General features: G+C 45.2%; 16 protein-coding genes. 5 read left to right on the forward strand and 11 right to left on the reverse strand.

The window, feature by feature from the left end; all coding sequences use genetic code 11:
* Nucleotides 1–230 precede the first annotated feature (230 nt).
* From QUB39_RS17275 to QUB39_RS17285, 3 genes are all read right to left on the reverse strand, one after another.
* Nucleotides 231–413 carry a type II toxin-antitoxin system RelE/ParE family toxin gene (locus QUB39_RS17275; RefSeq protein ID WP_333056879.1) on the reverse strand — a complete coding sequence of 61 codons (183 nt, stop codon included), beginning with the start codon at nucleotides 411–413 and terminating at the stop codon, nucleotides 231–233.
* A 39-nt stretch (nucleotides 414–452) separates the two neighbouring features.
* Nucleotides 453–722: a type II toxin-antitoxin system ParD family antitoxin gene (locus tag QUB39_RS17280; protein WP_333056880.1), complete on the reverse strand. Its 270-nt coding sequence runs from the start codon at nucleotides 720–722 to the stop codon at nucleotides 453–455.
* Nucleotides 723–791: 69 nt separating this feature from the next.
* Nucleotides 792–2,048, reverse strand: a complete 1,257-nt coding sequence (locus QUB39_RS17285) for a WD40 repeat domain-containing protein (RefSeq protein WP_333056881.1) — start codon at nucleotides 2,046–2,048, stop codon at nucleotides 792–794.
* Between the two features lie 187 nt (nucleotides 2,049–2,235).
* Between QUB39_RS17285 and QUB39_RS17290 the strand changes: the two genes are divergently transcribed.
* From QUB39_RS17290 to QUB39_RS17300, 3 genes are all read left to right on the forward strand, one after another.
* Nucleotides 2,236–2,856, forward strand: a complete 621-nt coding sequence (locus QUB39_RS17290; protein WP_333056882.1) for a hypothetical protein — start codon at nucleotides 2,236–2,238, stop codon at nucleotides 2,854–2,856.
* A 76-nt stretch (nucleotides 2,857–2,932) separates the two neighbouring features.
* Nucleotides 2,933–3,421 (forward strand): hypothetical protein, encoded by a 489-nt coding sequence (locus tag QUB39_RS17295; protein ID WP_333056883.1) that lies wholly within the window; start codon nucleotides 2,933–2,935, stop codon nucleotides 3,419–3,421.
* 371 nt (nucleotides 3,422–3,792) lie between these two features.
* Entirely contained in the window at nucleotides 3,793–4,545 is a 753-nt protein-coding gene (locus QUB39_RS17300) for a hypothetical protein (protein ID WP_333056884.1), read from the forward strand.
* 311 nt (nucleotides 4,546–4,856) lie between these two features.
* Here QUB39_RS17300 and glmU read toward each other — a convergent pair whose 3' ends face one another.
* Nucleotides 4,857–6,236 carry a bifunctional UDP-N-acetylglucosamine diphosphorylase/glucosamine-1-phosphate N-acetyltransferase GlmU gene (gene glmU / locus QUB39_RS17305; protein ID WP_333056885.1) on the reverse strand — a complete coding sequence of 460 codons (1,380 nt, stop codon included), beginning with the start codon at nucleotides 6,234–6,236 and terminating at the stop codon, nucleotides 4,857–4,859.
* Between the two features lie 53 nt (nucleotides 6,237–6,289).
* Nucleotides 6,290–6,613, reverse strand: coding sequence for a hypothetical protein (locus QUB39_RS17310; protein WP_333056886.1), 324 nt, complete (start codon nucleotides 6,611–6,613; stop codon nucleotides 6,290–6,292).
* A gap of 81 nt (nucleotides 6,614–6,694) precedes the next feature.
* Between QUB39_RS17310 and QUB39_RS17315 the strand changes: the two genes are divergently transcribed.
* Together QUB39_RS17315 and QUB39_RS17320 are read left to right on the forward strand one after the other, a co-directional pair.
* Entirely contained in the window at nucleotides 6,695–7,663 is a 969-nt protein-coding gene (locus QUB39_RS17315; protein ID WP_333056887.1) for a hypothetical protein, read from the forward strand.
* A 26-nt stretch (nucleotides 7,664–7,689) separates the two neighbouring features.
* Nucleotides 7,690–8,514, forward strand: coding sequence for a sulfurtransferase (locus tag QUB39_RS17320; RefSeq protein ID WP_333056888.1), 825 nt, complete (start codon nucleotides 7,690–7,692; stop codon nucleotides 8,512–8,514).
* A 346-nt stretch (nucleotides 8,515–8,860) separates the two neighbouring features.
* Here the strand turns inward: QUB39_RS17320 and QUB39_RS17325 are convergent, their stop codons facing one another.
* The 6 genes from QUB39_RS17325 to QUB39_RS17350 form a co-directional block, all read right to left on the reverse strand.
* Nucleotides 8,861–10,333 carry an MBOAT family protein gene (locus QUB39_RS17325; protein ID WP_333056890.1) on the reverse strand — a complete coding sequence of 491 codons (1,473 nt, stop codon included), beginning with the start codon at nucleotides 10,331–10,333 and terminating at the stop codon, nucleotides 8,861–8,863.
* A gap of 514 nt (nucleotides 10,334–10,847) precedes the next feature.
* Entirely contained in the window at nucleotides 10,848–10,982 is a 135-nt protein-coding gene (locus tag QUB39_RS17330; protein WP_333211702.1) for a hypothetical protein, read from the reverse strand.
* A gap of 204 nt (nucleotides 10,983–11,186) precedes the next feature.
* Nucleotides 11,187–12,746, reverse strand: a complete 1,560-nt coding sequence (locus tag QUB39_RS17335; RefSeq protein WP_333056891.1) for an ATP-binding protein — start codon at nucleotides 12,744–12,746, stop codon at nucleotides 11,187–11,189.
* The gene (locus QUB39_RS17340; protein WP_333056893.1) at nucleotides 12,743–13,762 is read right to left on the reverse strand and encodes an ATP-binding SpoIIE family protein phosphatase; all 1,020 of its coding nucleotides are present in this window, start codon (nucleotides 13,760–13,762) and stop codon (nucleotides 12,743–12,745) included. Before QUB39_RS17340 ends, QUB39_RS17335 begins: the two co-directional genes overlap by 4 nt.
* Nucleotides 13,763–14,280: 518 nt before the next feature.
* Complete coding sequence (locus QUB39_RS17345) at nucleotides 14,281–14,679, reverse strand: anti-sigma regulatory factor (protein ID WP_333056894.1); 399 nt, start codon at nucleotides 14,677–14,679, stop codon at nucleotides 14,281–14,283.
* 239 nt (nucleotides 14,680–14,918) lie between these two features.
* Nucleotides 14,919–15,323 (reverse strand): STAS domain-containing protein, encoded by a 405-nt coding sequence (locus tag QUB39_RS17350; protein WP_333211706.1) that lies wholly within the window; start codon nucleotides 15,321–15,323, stop codon nucleotides 14,919–14,921.
* Nucleotides 15,324–15,358 lie beyond the last annotated feature (35 nt).

A 15,358-nucleotide genomic window follows, 5' to 3' on the forward strand; every position in this document is an offset into this window, starting at 1 on the left:
GTCCTTTTTGGACGGGCGGGACGCCCATCCCACAATAACAATTAAAATTGTAAGTTATTTAATTCGCGATCCTTAGTTTTACTCATTCCTTTCTCACTTCTAGCAATATGGCGACATTTTATGCAATGAGTTCTGAAAATGCGCTCGTCCTATCCTTCATCCGAATCTGAAAAAAGAGATTCCAAGTCGCGGTATCCATTCACTACGCGAACTACATCAATTCCATCTTCTCAGGGGTAATAAAAAACGATGTAATCATCGACAATAAATCCTCGCAAGCTGGGAGATAGCTGGCTATAATTTTTACCCATATTAGGAAAATCCGCCGTGACTTTACATCGTTCTCGAATCCTATCAAAAAGCTTACTGGCCGAACTGTAATTATTACCAGCAATAGAAGGAGCAAATGTCATCTAAATCTTGAATTGCATCATCTGAGAAAGAATAGCTGCTCATAATCCAGACTCAGAAATTGAGCGAATTTTTTCCTGCAATCTGGCAAAAACTACTTCACCATCAGTCACTTTTCCTTGAGCAATTTGCTCAGTGCCGCTAGCAATTTTTTGTCTGAGTTCTGCCAGACGCTGCTGTTTCAGTGCACGATTTCTTTCTTCTAGCAGTTGCAATGCTTCGCTAATTAGTTCCTGAACGCTGTCATAGTTGCCACCTTGTAATTGCGAGAGCACGTATTTTTCCTGTTCTGGTGTTAGGGTAACATTCATTGTCTGGGCCCCTCTCAAAAACCTTAAATCAATTATACTCCAATAATTTAATCATGGCCCGTCACCTCTCTAATCTTCAATCCGCAGTTGCCAAAGTTTAACAGTACCATTCTCTCCGCCACTGACGAGAGTTTCGCCCAAAAGCCCGATCGCCACCGCAGACACAGGGCTAGAATGTCCATCTAAAGTGTGCAGCAATTCGCCGCGAAAATTCCAAAGTCTAACAGTACCGTCAAAACACCCCACTGCAAAGTATTTCCCGTCGGGGCTAATTGCGGCGGCGGAAGTGATGCGAATTGCTGTTTGCAGCGAATGCAATAATTCGCCTGTTTGCAAATTCCAGAGTTTGATAGTTTGGCCACCATGATTGACAAGAATTTGGCTATCGGAAGAAATCGCTACATAATTTTCGCTGCCAAATGTTCGTCTCACTTCGCCTCCCGGCAATTCCCACAAAGTGACTGTGGCGCGACAGAAACCGCTGGCTGCATTGAGGCCGCTGGCTACTAGCATTTTTCCGTTGGGACTCAGGGCGATCGCACTTATGTCATCCCCTTGATAGCCTGCCAAAACTTGCAGCAGTTGGCCGCTGTTGAGGTGCTGAAGCTTGACAGTGCTGCGGGTGGTGCCGATCGCCAAAATTTGCCAGTCGGGGCTTACGGCGACGGATTCGTGGCGGTGTACCTCTGCCAAACGCTTCAGCAGTTGGCCGTTTTGCAGGTTCCAGAGTTTGACTGTACCCGCGCGCGATCGTGTCAGCAGCGTTTTGCTGGCGGGACTGAAAGCCACTAGCAATACGGCTGTTGAATGTCCGAAAATTGTCTGCTGCAGTTCCCCGCTGTGCAAACTCCAAATTTTCACTGTACTATCCTCTGATCCCGTTGCGAGGAATTGTCCGTCGGGACTGATAGCTGCAGACAAAATCCTGTCTGAATGGTGGAGAGTAGCTTTTAATATGGCGCCGGTTGAGGTTTTTGGCTGCGTTTTATATCCGGCTATTTCCAGCCAGTCGATCGCATCTCTCCAATTTTTAAGAGCATTTCGGGGCCGATTTGTCAATAATTCTATGTATCTGTACAAAGTTTTTGACAAGTCAACTTCTACACCTTTGATTTGTTTGTTGAGAAATACCGCAATTTCGGCTGGGCTGTAGCCGCACAACAAGCCGCAGAGGTGCCGCTTTTCTACAGGTGTCAGCCCTCTTCTGGTGTGGGGGGCGAATTGTTGTTTGGCATTTGCCAAGTCGGTGTAAAGCTTTTGGATGTCCCAGCCTTTGCTGGCGCGTGCAAATGGTTCTTCGGGTCGATCGAGGGTTGAGAGTATCATTTGCGGCAGTCGCGATCGAGTTCCTAGTCAAATTCCTAACCTAAATCCTAACATTCGCTGTGCGCGATCGAACTGTTGTCACCGCTAATCTATTTTTAACACAGCAAACAGGGGAAAGAGTTTCAGGTTGAAAATCCGCTCTTTTACAGTTGTCAAAATAAGTATACATCTACTGGAGAAATAGAAAATGCCGGGAATTGCGATCGCCTTATTTTTTATCCTAGGTTTAGTTTTAAGTCTTGTTGGCTATTTTTGGGGATTAGTTCAAGCTTTTGGAGAGGAAACTATTTGGGGAGTGCTTTACTTGCTTGTCCCATTGGCATCATTGGTTTTTTATATCAAAAATTGGAGCAATGAAAAAATTAGAAAAACCTTCTTAATTCAATGTGCTGGATTGTTGATGTTTGTATTGGGAGGCATTACTACTTCAGTATTTTATGGCAAAAATTTTGTAAAAATCTCTGGCTCTGGATCTAATGTAGAGCAGGGGTATAACGAGCAATCGCCCTCTTCTTTTCCTTCTGGTTTCAACACTTCTCCATCACCCAATCAAGAGTTATCTCCTGCTTTAGAGCCATCTCCTACTTCTGCTGCATCTGTAAATAATCCTAATTCTGCACGTGTTGCTGCTCAAAATTCTGACTTCAAACAATTGATGAAAGTCGGCTATATTTACTACGATCGGGGAGACTATCAAACCGCTTTAATCAATTTTAACAGAGCTTTACATATACGTCCCGGCGAGGCTTATGCTGTCAAGGCTGTTTACAACACCAAAAGTGCGATCGTCCAAAGCAGTGTCAAATAATAATCGGTGCAGTAAAAATTGCATACAGCGAATAGATAAGTGATTCACAGGGTTGTTAAAAATCTCACCTTAAATCATGAAAATCATCAAGCAAACGCCAAATAGATTAATAATTAAAACAGCCATCTTTTGGGATGGTTTGCTATTAATTTCTCCATTTATCGTTATGGGATTATTGCAGATTATTTTAGTATCAAATTGGATAGGTGGAGGTATCTTTCTGTTGTTTTCGCTGTCTTTGTTGGACGGGGCGATAGATGAAACATATATTTTTGATAAAACTCTTAGCAAAATGACCATTAAACGACGGGGTGTATGGCTTCATGATGTTACCGAATGCTCAACTCGCGATATTTCTGCGGTGGAATTAGAGGAAATAGGAGATAGCGAGGGAAATCGTAGTTATTATGTTGATTTGTGGATGTTCGGGGGCGATATCATCTGTTTAAGAAGCTATTCACTAACAGAACAATACAAAATGGCTGACTTGATTCGCAGCTATATCTCGATTAAGGATAATCGCACGGTTAGCAATGTATTTGCCCTACAAATCAGTGAACCCTAGCTATAGCAATCCTAAATATTCAGATAAATTGGTAGGGGTAGTGCTAAGAGTGCCTACCCCCTATCTATCGGGCAACCGGGCGTGGGATTGCCCCTACAATAATTATGCAAATGATGCGAGGATTGCTATATCGCGTAGGCAATCGCCCAAGTCCATCACCAGGGAGAAATGACGGAAAGCTATCTCAAAGCCACCCGCACCTATACTCGCTACAGTTATTGTGCGCGAGACATTTTAGTGCTAATATCTTAGCAAGATCAAAAGGCTCAGGTCATAGGACAAACTTCAAATAACATATAAGTTAACAATAGGGCGCATCCCAGCAAAGATAGGGCCTCTAATATCCTTTGTTTAATCTCAGGGTAAAATAAATGAAAATAATCGAGCAAACAGCGACTGAATTAAAAATTCAGACTCGTGGCGTATTTGATTTTTGGCTACCTAGCTGTTTGTTAATGGTATTTGGACTGAAATTGGCGGCGTTTGATTACAATTTGGCAAGCCTGTATTGTCACAGAGTGCAAGGAACACAAGGGAATTGTCAGTTGGTGCGATCGAGCTTGCTGGGATCGAAGATTCAAGAAATTCAGCTTGCTTCTTTGCAGGGAGCAAAAGTTGTCAGAGCGGCCTACACCAGCAAAGTTGTACTTCGGACTGATGCTGGCTATGTTCCTTTCACTGCTAACTCCCCTAATTGGGGAACCCAAGACGCTATTGCTTCGGACATCAATTCTTTTGTTAAAAATGCGGAGCGCAGATTGCTGGAATTAAAGCTACTCGACAGTTGGTTTCTAGGGATAGGAGCCATATTTGTGACAGCAGGGATAGCAGTAATAGCCTTCGGAAAAAAGGAAATTTATAGCTTTGATACAACTTTAAATGCCCTGACTGTTAAACAGCAGGGTTTGTTGGGAACTAAGCTAATTCAATACTCTCTGTGCGAGATTTATGGCGTGGAAGTCGAGCGAACAAAAGATCGGGAGCATGACATTTGGTACGAAGTTAGACTGTTAGTTTGTGGAGGCTCTCGCATCTCCCTACCCCGCACTATGAACCCATACCAGCAAGCAAAAATCGCCAAAGCGATTAACAACTATCTGCACCAGCAAAATAACCAAAAATAGCTGCTCGCGATCGACCCGATTTCTCAAGGTTGGAGACTTACGCAGAAACCGGGTTTTTTAGCAAAATCTCTCCTAGAGTGCGATCGCTTCTGTTATAAAAACCCGGTTTCTTTGGTATCGAGTGCGAAACTCGCAATTGGGTGGAAACTGATCATCTAAAAAGTGAACAATCGTTGACTTTTTAGGTTCTTTCGGAGCGCGAATTAAATAACTGACAATTTTAATTTTTATTGTGGGATGGGCGTCCCGCCCGTCCACTCATGACGGGCGGGACGCCCATCCCACTTTCAAGAGTGGAAGTTATTTAATTCTCATTCCTTCAACTTCCAACCTGGTTTGACAACTTGCCGGGAACGAGCCATTACTAAACAATCATTCGGCACATCTTCTGTCACCACAGAACCCGCCGCTACAGTAACATCTTCCCCCAAAGTTATCGGTGCAACCAGCACGCTGTTAGAACCCGTTTTACTCCGATCGCCTATTTGAGTTTTGTGCTTGTTTTTTCCGTCATAATTCGCCGTAATTGTCCCCGCACCGATGTTGACTTTTTCTCCCAAAGTCGCGTCGCCTAAATAAGACAAGTGAGCGACATTAGTTCGATCGCCTATTTGAGTATTTTTCAATTCTACAAAATTGCCGACGCGACAGTTAGCCCCAATTTCTGCGTGTCCCCGCAAATGTGCGTAAGGGCCAATTCGCGAATTTTCAGCAACCATACTGTCAGAAACCACTGAATAAAGCACAGTCACATTTTCCCCAATCTGACTGTTTTCGATCAAACTGCCGGGGCCGATGCGACTCCCGGAGGCGATCGAAGTATTTCCCCGCAAGTGAGTTTGCGGTTCAATTACGACATCCGGCTGCAACTCTACGGTATCGTCGATCGTGATGCTGTTGGGATCGAGCAGCGTCACTCCCGCCGTCATCCACTTGTCCTTTATCCGCGTTTGCAAAATATCGCAAGCTGTGGCTAAATGTTTGCGATCGTTAATTCCCAATATTTCTTGATAATCTTCCACATCCACCGCCATCACCGGGCTGAGGAAATTTACCGTATCAGTTAGGTAATATTCTTTTTGGTCATTATCTGCCTTCAATTCTGGCAAAATTTTCTCTAAATCCGGCCAGTGAAAGCAGTAAACACCTGCATTAATTCGGTGATTTTGCTTTTGAGCTTGTGTGCAGTCGCGGTGTTCGACAATTTGCTGGACTAAGTTTTGACTGTCGGTAAATACTCGTCCGTACCCTTGGGGATTCGGTAAATTAGCTGTCAATAAAGTAGCAGAGTTTTTGTGCTGTTTGTGAATGGCCATCAATTGTTTGATAGTTTCTGCCCTCAGCAAAGGTACATCCCCATTTAAGACCAGCAAGTCTCCTTGAAATCCCTCTAAGTGAGGCAGCAATTGTTGGATGGCATGACCGGTTCCCAATTGTTCGGTTTGTTCGACAAATTCTAGGGGAGGAGATTGAGGATTTTTTCCTGATCTTTCTTGACCTCGAATCAGGGATTCTTTAACGAGTTCACCTCGATAACCGACGATGACAAGTCGCCTGGTAATTTGAATTTCTTGACAACTTTGGAGGACTCTCTCAACTAGCGATCGACCGCCTAATTCGTGTAGAACTTTAGGCAAGTCAGATTTCATGCGCGTGCCGCGTCCAGCCGCTAAAATTGCTATTGCTACCATTGTGCGATCGAGTTATTTGCTATAAAAAATTGAATATTGACTAAATGATGATATCACTCGCTGTCCGCCGATGGCACTGCGATCGCACAATTTTTTAATCTCAAATCTCGAATCCGCGCGATCGAGCATTTTTCCAGCCGGATGCTGGTTGTAGGGGCGACGCTGGCAATATCTGGACTGGCGCGCCCGGTATCAAAAACCTGGTTGCAGCAGCAGTATTTGGCGGCTGAGCAAGACGACTTGCATTCCTCACTACAAACCTGAGTTCGGCTTAAAGCCAAGCAATGCAAGTCATTCCCCAAGGGATGCCAGGGGGAGCGAGAGTGAGAATTTGCATCTTTGGGCTGGGATTTGCCGCGATATATTATACTATTCATTGAATTTCAGTTAGGGTGTTTTTAACTTAAAAAAACTATTTATGAATTTTTCATTCCTTCTGCATTATCAGGTGTCCAGCTATGACAGAGCTTAATTTTCAGGAACTTGCCAAGCAGGGAGATATTGCCACTGCGATCGCATCTTGGCTCAACAGCCAGTTGCAATCTGAAGGCATCACAGCCTCCGCTAATCTCGACGGCGACTGTTTGGATGTAATTCTTGAGGCCGAGCAGGTACCCATAGAAAATACATTAGTTGATTTTGTTCGCACCGAGCTGACGAATTTGCAGCCGGATTCGATTCGCAAAGTGAAGGTTGAGGGCCGAGAAAGCGGTCAGATTGCTGCTGCTTGGAGTCAAGAGTTTAGTTGGGAGAATAGCACTTTTGAACCACAGAGCTTTGGAGGAGAATCTGTACCAAATACTGCTGTGGTTAATATGGACGATCGCACAGAGATGGAGAACAATATTGAGGAGGAAAAACCGTCGGAACTTGCTGCATTTGAGAACCGACTGCGATCGACTTTCATTGTAGTCGGGCTAGTAACGGGTATGTTGGCGATCGCCGTGGTGGCGTTTGTCGGTAAAATTTTGAACCAGCCAGCAGCAACTGCGGGGAATAATCCGGGTGAAACAGCAGATTTAGCAACTGCACCGGATGCTGCACCAGATACTTTTCGAGAAGCCGTTAACAGCGCACTCAAAGCAGCAGAATTAGGGCGATCGGCAAAAACCAAGGAAGATTGGAGTACAGTTATCGATCGTTGGCAAGAAGCCGTCTCATTAATGAGAAGAGTACCAGTTTCTAGCCCCAACCATCAACTAGCTCAAGCAAAAGTAATCGAGTATCAGAAATATCTGCTTTACGCTCAAGAAGCAGCAGTAACTCCCCCTCAGCCAACTCCAACTCCCGCACCAGCCGAAAAATCACCTTCGGAAAAAGCAACTCCTAAAAAATCCAATTCTGAAAAAAGAGCTTCGGAGAAACAAACTTCTAAAAAATCTCGTACCGATAAAGCAGAACCAGAGAAAAAAGCTCCTTCCCGATAAATGTTAAAATATAGATTTGAATACTTATGACTGACAACACTTTAATCGTTTCTCCTGAATGGTTAGCCACCAATACCGACAATCCGCAAGTGGTAATCATTGACTGTCGTTTTTCCCTTGCCGACCCTGAATTGGGACAAAAACAATATCAAGAAAGTCACATTCCCGGAGCTTTCTATTTAGATTTAAACCGCGATCTCGCGAGTGCTGTGGGCAAACACGGCGGTAGACATCCGCTGCCAAACATTGAAGAATTAGCTGATAAATTGAGCGCGATCGGCATTAATTCACCAGAAACTTTAGTCGTCGCCTATGACGATTCGCGACTGGCTTTTGCAGCTCGCTTGTGGTGGCTGCTGCGATATATGGGACACAGCAAAGTCGCTTTGTTAGACGGCGGTTTCAGCGGCTGGAAAGCGGCGGGCTATCCGGTAACAAATATTTTGCCAGACGCCCGCGAGGGTAAATTTGTTGCTCAATTGCAGCCGGATTTGGCGGTAGATATTGAGGCGGTAAAAGCGCGTAAAGACTTGCCGGGAAAGATTTTGGTTGATTCGCGAGAAAGCGAGAGATATGAAGGTTTGCGGGAGCCGATCGACCCCATTGCAGGTCACATTCCGGGTGCGGTTAACTATCCGTGGCAAGGGGTGACGGATGAAACTGGAAAAGTGCGATCGGCATCCGAACAAAAACAGCGGTGGACAGAATTAGAAAAAGCTGAAGAAATTATTGTTTATTGCGGTTCCGGGGTGACGGCTTGCGTCAATTTACTGTCTTTAGAAATTGCCGGAATTCCCGATGCTAAACTTTATGTAGGTAGCTGGAGTGACTGGTGTTCTTATCAGTTGTAGGGTAGCGGGCATTGATGTCAACTTAACGTTAAACCCTCAGTCCGGCAGCGGTTGAAACAAGAGCCTCAAAGCGAAATTCCTCGCGATGAGGACTAATGAGTTCTTCAGTCCTCTTTGAGAGGACTTTAGCTATGAGACAGGGAATTCATTCCCTGGCGGACTATTGGGTGAGCGGGAGGACTGGCGAACAAAAAGCTTAAGTTGACACTAATAGGTAGCGGGGAATCACTTCGACTGACATCTTGCACCATTCTCAAGAACAGGCTTTCCGGCCTGTTCCACAAGAAAATCTACTCTTTGTGGAACAGACCGGAAAGCCTGTTCAGAAGGCGACTTAAATAATACCCTAAAAATCAAAATAAATATAAGGCAAACCGCCTTCGGGAGCCAACACCCAAACCGCATACAAACAAAGCGGCACTAACACCAATTTCATCGGCCAATTTAACTCTAATTTCAAACCCCGACTCAACGCATAATTCCCCAGCATCGCCACAGCCAAAGCAGCCAAAATCCAAGCTAAACTCACTCTATCTAAACCCAAAGCTTCTACATAAACTTTCTCAGCAAACTGCACGTCAGCAGTGTGTCCCCACAAATGCGAAATCGCCCATCCAGAATCCTTTAAATCGGGAAGTCGGAAAAATATCCAACTACCAAAAACCATCGCCTGAGTCAACAGCCAACCGATCGCAATCCCGATCGGATTTTCCCACAAAAACTCGATCCGCCACCGCTTAAACAGCACATCACTCAGCCTGTGAACCGCCAAAGCTAAACCGTGTAAAACCCCCCACACAATAAATCCCCAAGCCGCCCCGTGCCAAATTCCCGCAATTAACATGACAATAGACAAATTCAGACAAGTGCGCCACAAACCGACTCGCGAACCGCCCAAAGGAAAATACAAATAATTGCGTAGCCAATCGCCTAAAGTCATGTGCCAGCGTCGCCAAAAATCAGCTATGCTGGCACTAAAATAAGGAAAATCAAAATTTGGTGGCAAATACCAACCCAGCAGCAAAGCAGTACCGCGCGCCATGTCAACATAGCCACTAAAATCGAGATAAAGTTGCAGCCCGTAAGCCAAAATCGCCAGCCACAAATCCTCGCTACCCGCCCGCTGTAAATTGGTAAAGCTTAAATCGACATAAATTCCCAAGTTATCTGCGAAAAGACCTTTTTTTACTGCACCAAAGGCGATCGTCCAAAGTCCCTCAGAAATGCGATCGGGCGTTGGAAATTGTTGGGTTTTCAGTTGATATATCAAGTTGTGATACCGAGTAATCGGGCCGGAAATCAGTTTGGGAAAAAACAACTTGTAAGCAGCAAAGTGCAGCAGCGAAGTAGCAGCAGGCGCGCCTCGGTACACGTCAATCAAATAAGCAATGCACTCAAAGCAAAAGAAACTCAATCCCAGGGGTGCGATGACGTGACTTTTCACCCAGTCAGCCCCGTCGATAGCTACAGGCCAATTGAACAAAGTGCCGATCGAACTCAATAAAAAAGGCACATACTTAAAGCCCAGAAGCAGCAACACATTCAGGCAGATGCCTATCCACAGCAGCAACAAACGGCGGCGGTTCCAAGATTCATTAGCAATCCGCCAATCCAGAGGTTCCCCAATCGCCATCCCCAAGCAGTAATTAAACAAAGCAGCGACTAACAGCAAAGGAATGTACCAAATTTGCAGCGAAGCGTAAAAAATCAAACTACCCGCCAACATGATGAACAGTCGCCACCACTGCAGCGGAACCAACCAGTAAGCCCCGAACAAAACTAACAGAAACAGCGCATATTGAAGCGAGATGAAAGTCATACCATTTTAGATTTTAGATTTTAGATTTTAGAATTGGGAATGGCTTATTTTGTATGGGTTTGGATTCCGGGTCTACTGTTGCATTATTTTTATTAATCGAGACTTTGCTAAGAACAAGATTTATCCTGGATTTTAGCCGATCGCCCACACGAAAACAGGCCATCGGTAAGTCCCTACTATATAGTCGGCAACTGAGAACTGCTACATTTTACAGCACAAAGGTTAAATTCTGTTGCAAATTAAATAAATCTTGCCTGCTATAAATTAACTCTCTGAGGAATGAGAATTAAATAACTTCCACAAGTTTGTGGGATGGGCGTCCCGCCCGTCCGTTTTGGACGGGCGTCCCGCCCATCCCACAATAACAATTAAAATTGTAAGTTATTTAATTCGCGATCCTTACGAACCATATAAAATTCGGTGAAAAAATATAATTAGGTTTGCAGCATCGGACTTCAGTGCTCAAAAGCTACAATTCCTGATATCGTTTCCCTTCGCATCGGAATAATATTTTTTATCGTGAAATCCTAGCATCCCGCACAGCAAAAAAGTGATGTAACCCAAAATGTTTGGAATTCATCACGATAGCAGGTATTTGACAAGTAGTTCGATCGCCTTTCAACTCTTCCAAAACGTCAAATTCAGTCAATCGATTTTAGATTTTAGATTTTAGATTTTAGAATTGAAGCATTGACTTGCGCGAGATAAATACGTTCGGCCAGTTTCATCGGATACAGGTTTTTTATTTTTCCACGGATGAATCACGTGGCGGGTATCCTGGATGCTTTCAGTGAGTATCATAATGTCGATAAAAATTGCTTGCGGTTGCTCAAAGAGCAGCCGAACCCAACCTTCAGCGCCGTCGGCGACCTATATCGCAGTACAATGAATTTCTCCCAGCAAGTTTTTCAGCAAATACCGAAAAACTATCTTCATCCTCCTCAATCAAAACTTTGGCTGCTGAATCCGCCGCTGGCGATCGCCCGCAACCCCGCAAGCTACGAGAATTTGCGTTTGCCAGCGGTATTTCATCTCCCTTAGCAGGGGACATTTCCAAAGGGTTTTCTTCCTCCCCAGGATACAGAATTGGCAGTGTGACAAAAAAAGTCGAACCCACTCCGGGTGAACTTGTGATTTCAATACTTCCCCCCAGAAATTCCGCCAGTTTTTTGCACAGAGACAATCCCAATCCCGTGCCTTTGACGCCATTCTGCAAGGGGTTTTCGAGTTGGACAAATTCTTCAAAAATCCGCCTTTGGTCGGCTGGAGGAATTCCTATGCCCGTATCTGCTACTGAAAAAGTAACTGTTCCCTCCTCTCCTATTTCCGCAGCAACTCTAACTTCACCTGCTGCGGTAAATTTGAGGGCATTAGAAATCAGATTTCGCAAAATCTGAGAAACTTTTCCCTCGTCGGTTGTGAGGATTGGAAGTTCGAGAGGATCTTCAAAAATTATAGAAACGGCAGAGTTTTGGGGAAGCAGGGGGCGCATCATTCCTCGCAGGGCGCTGAACAAATCTTCGACTTCAAAATCAGCCAAGCGAACAGTTAGTTTTCCGGCTTCCACTTTGGCTAAATCTAACGAGTCGTTGACAAGTTCTGCGAGAGACTCGGCGGATTTGTAAATGTAATTTACTTGCTTGTCCTGTTCGGCTGAAAGTTCTCCGTCGAGGCGATTTAACAATATTTCCGAAAGGCTCATAATTGCCGTTAGGGGAGTGCGAAACTCGTGGCTCATATTGGAGAGAAAGCTGGTTTTGAGTTCGCTGGCGCGCCGGAGAGATTCGGCTTTGTCGTTCAATTCAGCGTAAAGTGCTAGGACTCCGCGATTGGTATCTTCTAGCTGTTGATTTAATTGTACGAGTTCTTCTTGACGCTGGCGGAGTTCGTCTAAAGTACGTAGTAATTCTTGATTTTGCTGCTGAATTTCGGCATAGGGATCTTCGGGAATTTGGCGCGCTAGTTTGTCAACTAATTGATTTAGTTCGATCGCACTCAGCGCAGGCATATTTTTGGAAAACTGTTTAATTAATTGTACAGCCGTTCCGCGATCGGGCCGAGAGTCGATTTTCACTTCGTCCATCAACCGTTTCGCTGCTGCTAAACCGAGTCCCGCGCCGGTTTGCGATCGAAAATTGGGGCTTAACACAGCCGCTAAATCAGCAATTCCCGGCCCCGTGTCAGAAATCCGAGTCCGAAAAACTTGGGGCGATTCCCCTTCCACAATGAATTCTACTTTGCCACCGCCTGCATATTTGAAAGCATTGCGGGCAATTTCGGAAACTGCTGTGGCGATGCGGGTTTGTACTTGGGAATCGAATCCCAGCCCTTTAGCAATTTGGCGAGCTCTTTGGCGTACTTGTACGATGTCTTGTTCAAAGCGGACTTCCGTCGTCAGGATTGGATAACTCACGCTGCTTCTCTTACCTTGGCTACTATAACTGTCATGTCATCGCGAGTGCGTTTGAAGTCCCGGTAGAGCACGGCTGCGATTAAAGCAGGATGTCTGGAGGCTAAACCCGGGTAGCGGTTTAAATTCCACTGCGCCGCCAAACCGTCGGAGTGCATGATGAGTAGGGACTGCTGCGACCAAGGATAAACAAATTCTGCTACTTTTCGCATCATATGTCCAACTGTGCCATTGTAGGAAACCATGGTGCGGCTTTGGTTATCTGTGACCACTACACCGCTGATGTTGCCAATTCCGGCAAAACAAACTGTTTGTTGGGTACGATCGATTTGGGCGATCGCCGCAGCCGCTCCTCTGGTATTTTTTAAAGCAGCGTGCGCCTTCTCTAAAATTGCTTTCGGCCCGAGTTTGGCGTTTTCCTCAAATACCCGCACTGCTTCGCCAGACGCTTCCTGGGCCAAATCCCCGTAGCCGAGCCCGTCTGCAACTAAAATCAGGTTTTTCTCACCGTGATTTTCTGCCGCCCACGAATCCCCGCAAATTTGCTCTCCTACTTTCGGCAAGTGGATTACCCCAAATTCCAAGTAATTGCTGTTTTGGGATGCTTCCCGGCTATTTTGGGTCGGTTCCAGCCGCATTAATAAGGCTGTCCCCAGTTTTGGTACAGAATGAATATCAAAAAAAGTAGAGAGGCGTTTAATTGCCCCCAGTCCAGTTCCAGGGCTTCCCGCTGTAGAAAAACCGTCCCGCAGACACAGCGCGACATTTGCCATTCCCTGCCCCCGGTCTAGCGCTACTATTTCAATGCTATATCCTGCGGCTGTTTTTAATGTTCGCAGCAAAATTTCTCCTTCGCGGGCGTGCTTGACCACGTTTTTTGCTGCTTCGGTGGTAACAATTGCCACTTTACCGCGATCGGTCTCGTTAAATCCGACTTCGGCCGCGAGGGCGACTGCGATTCGGCGCGCTTCTCCCACTTGACTTTCTTCTGTTACGGGCAGGGCTACGGCATCTATCATTATTTTGTAGTTCTCATCTTAAGCTGGCGCGCATTTAAAAAGTCATTAGTCATTAGTCATTAGTCATTAGTTCTTAGTTTAGTTAGCCATCGCGCGATCGACCTCAGAAACCGGGTTTCTACTGAGATTTCTCGTTACCCAACCCAAAACTCATAGAAACCCGGTTTCTCATTAGTCATTTGTAGCGCGCGATCGACCTCAGAAACCGGGTTTCTACTGAGATTTCTCGTTACCCAACCCAAAACTCATAGAAACCCGGTTTCTCATTAGTCATTTGTAGCGCGCGCGACTCCACTCTCTCCCAATCTCCCACTCTCCTTACTCCTCACCGCCAGCGGACGATCGCAATTTTAGTCCCCTTACCCACTATCGATTTTAGATTTTAGATTTTAGATTTTAGATTTTAGAATTGAAGCATTAACTTGCGCGAGATTCATCCGGGGGCTTGTATCCTGGATACTTTCGGTCATTCCCAATGGTTTAATCAAAAATCTCAACTCTCAAATCCTATTACTGGTTCACCGCCAGCGGACGATCGCAATTTTAGTCCCCTTACCCACTTTAGAAACAATCTCAAATTCGTGCATCAACCGCTTGGAACCACTGAGCCCCAAACCCAAACCCTGATTAGAAGTATAACCGTCAGTCATTGCCAATTCGATGTCGGGAATTCCCGGCCCCTTGTCTTCAAATATCAGCTTCAGTCCTTTGCGGGTTCCTAATTGCAGCGTTTCGAGAGTTACAGTTCCCCCTTTGCCGTACTCTACAGTATTGCGGGCAAGTTCGCTGGCTGCGGTAACGATTTTCGTTTGGTCTAGTAAACCGAATCCCATTGCTACAGCCCAAGTTCGCACTTGCTGTCGGACGTGGACTATATCGGATGACGATCGGATTTCTAGTGTCTCACGTTTTGACATAGCGGCTACTGTACCAAAATAGAACTTCTCCACAAAATATAGGACTTACGCTGGTCAACTTAGTTTCTCCTAATAGGACTTACGCACTTACTACGATTTTCTCTCAATAGAGAACCTAGTGAAGCAATCTCAAACCCTTGATTTAACCCCCTTGAGTGCGTAAGCCCTGTCCTCAGAAATCTTCTTCAGTTTGTCAACAAGGTATCTACAAACAAACTAGGTTCTTGACTGCCTGTGCCTCAGTTATGGGACAATTGATCAACTGCTCGCGCATTCTCGTGAGGATAAAAACCCAAGGATTTTCGCAACAAAATCATGCCCTTTTCAACGCTTAAAGCTGTGCGAACTCCTGTCAGGGAAAGCCCCAACTCAACGAGCGTAATAGCAACCGCTGGCTGCATTCCGACCACAACTGTTTCCGCATCTAAAATTCGAGACATACTAGCGATATTGTTGATAATACGACCGATAAAAGAATCAACTATTTCTAGAGAAGAAATTTCTATCAACACACCTTTAACACCTGTTTTGACGATGCGGTTCGTCAGGTCATCTTGCAGCGTCATTGCTAAGCGATCGTGCATATCTACTTGAATTGTTACTAGCAAAAATTCTCCCATTTGAAGAATCGGTATTCGTTCCACAAATTCACCTCTTTGTTAAGTTGTACTAGATTTCT

Origin of the sequence: Microcoleus sp. AT8-B5, assembly GCF_036705565.1 — a bacterium.
Classification (GTDB): domain Bacteria; phylum Cyanobacteriota; class Cyanobacteriia; order Cyanobacteriales; family Microcoleaceae; genus Microcoleus.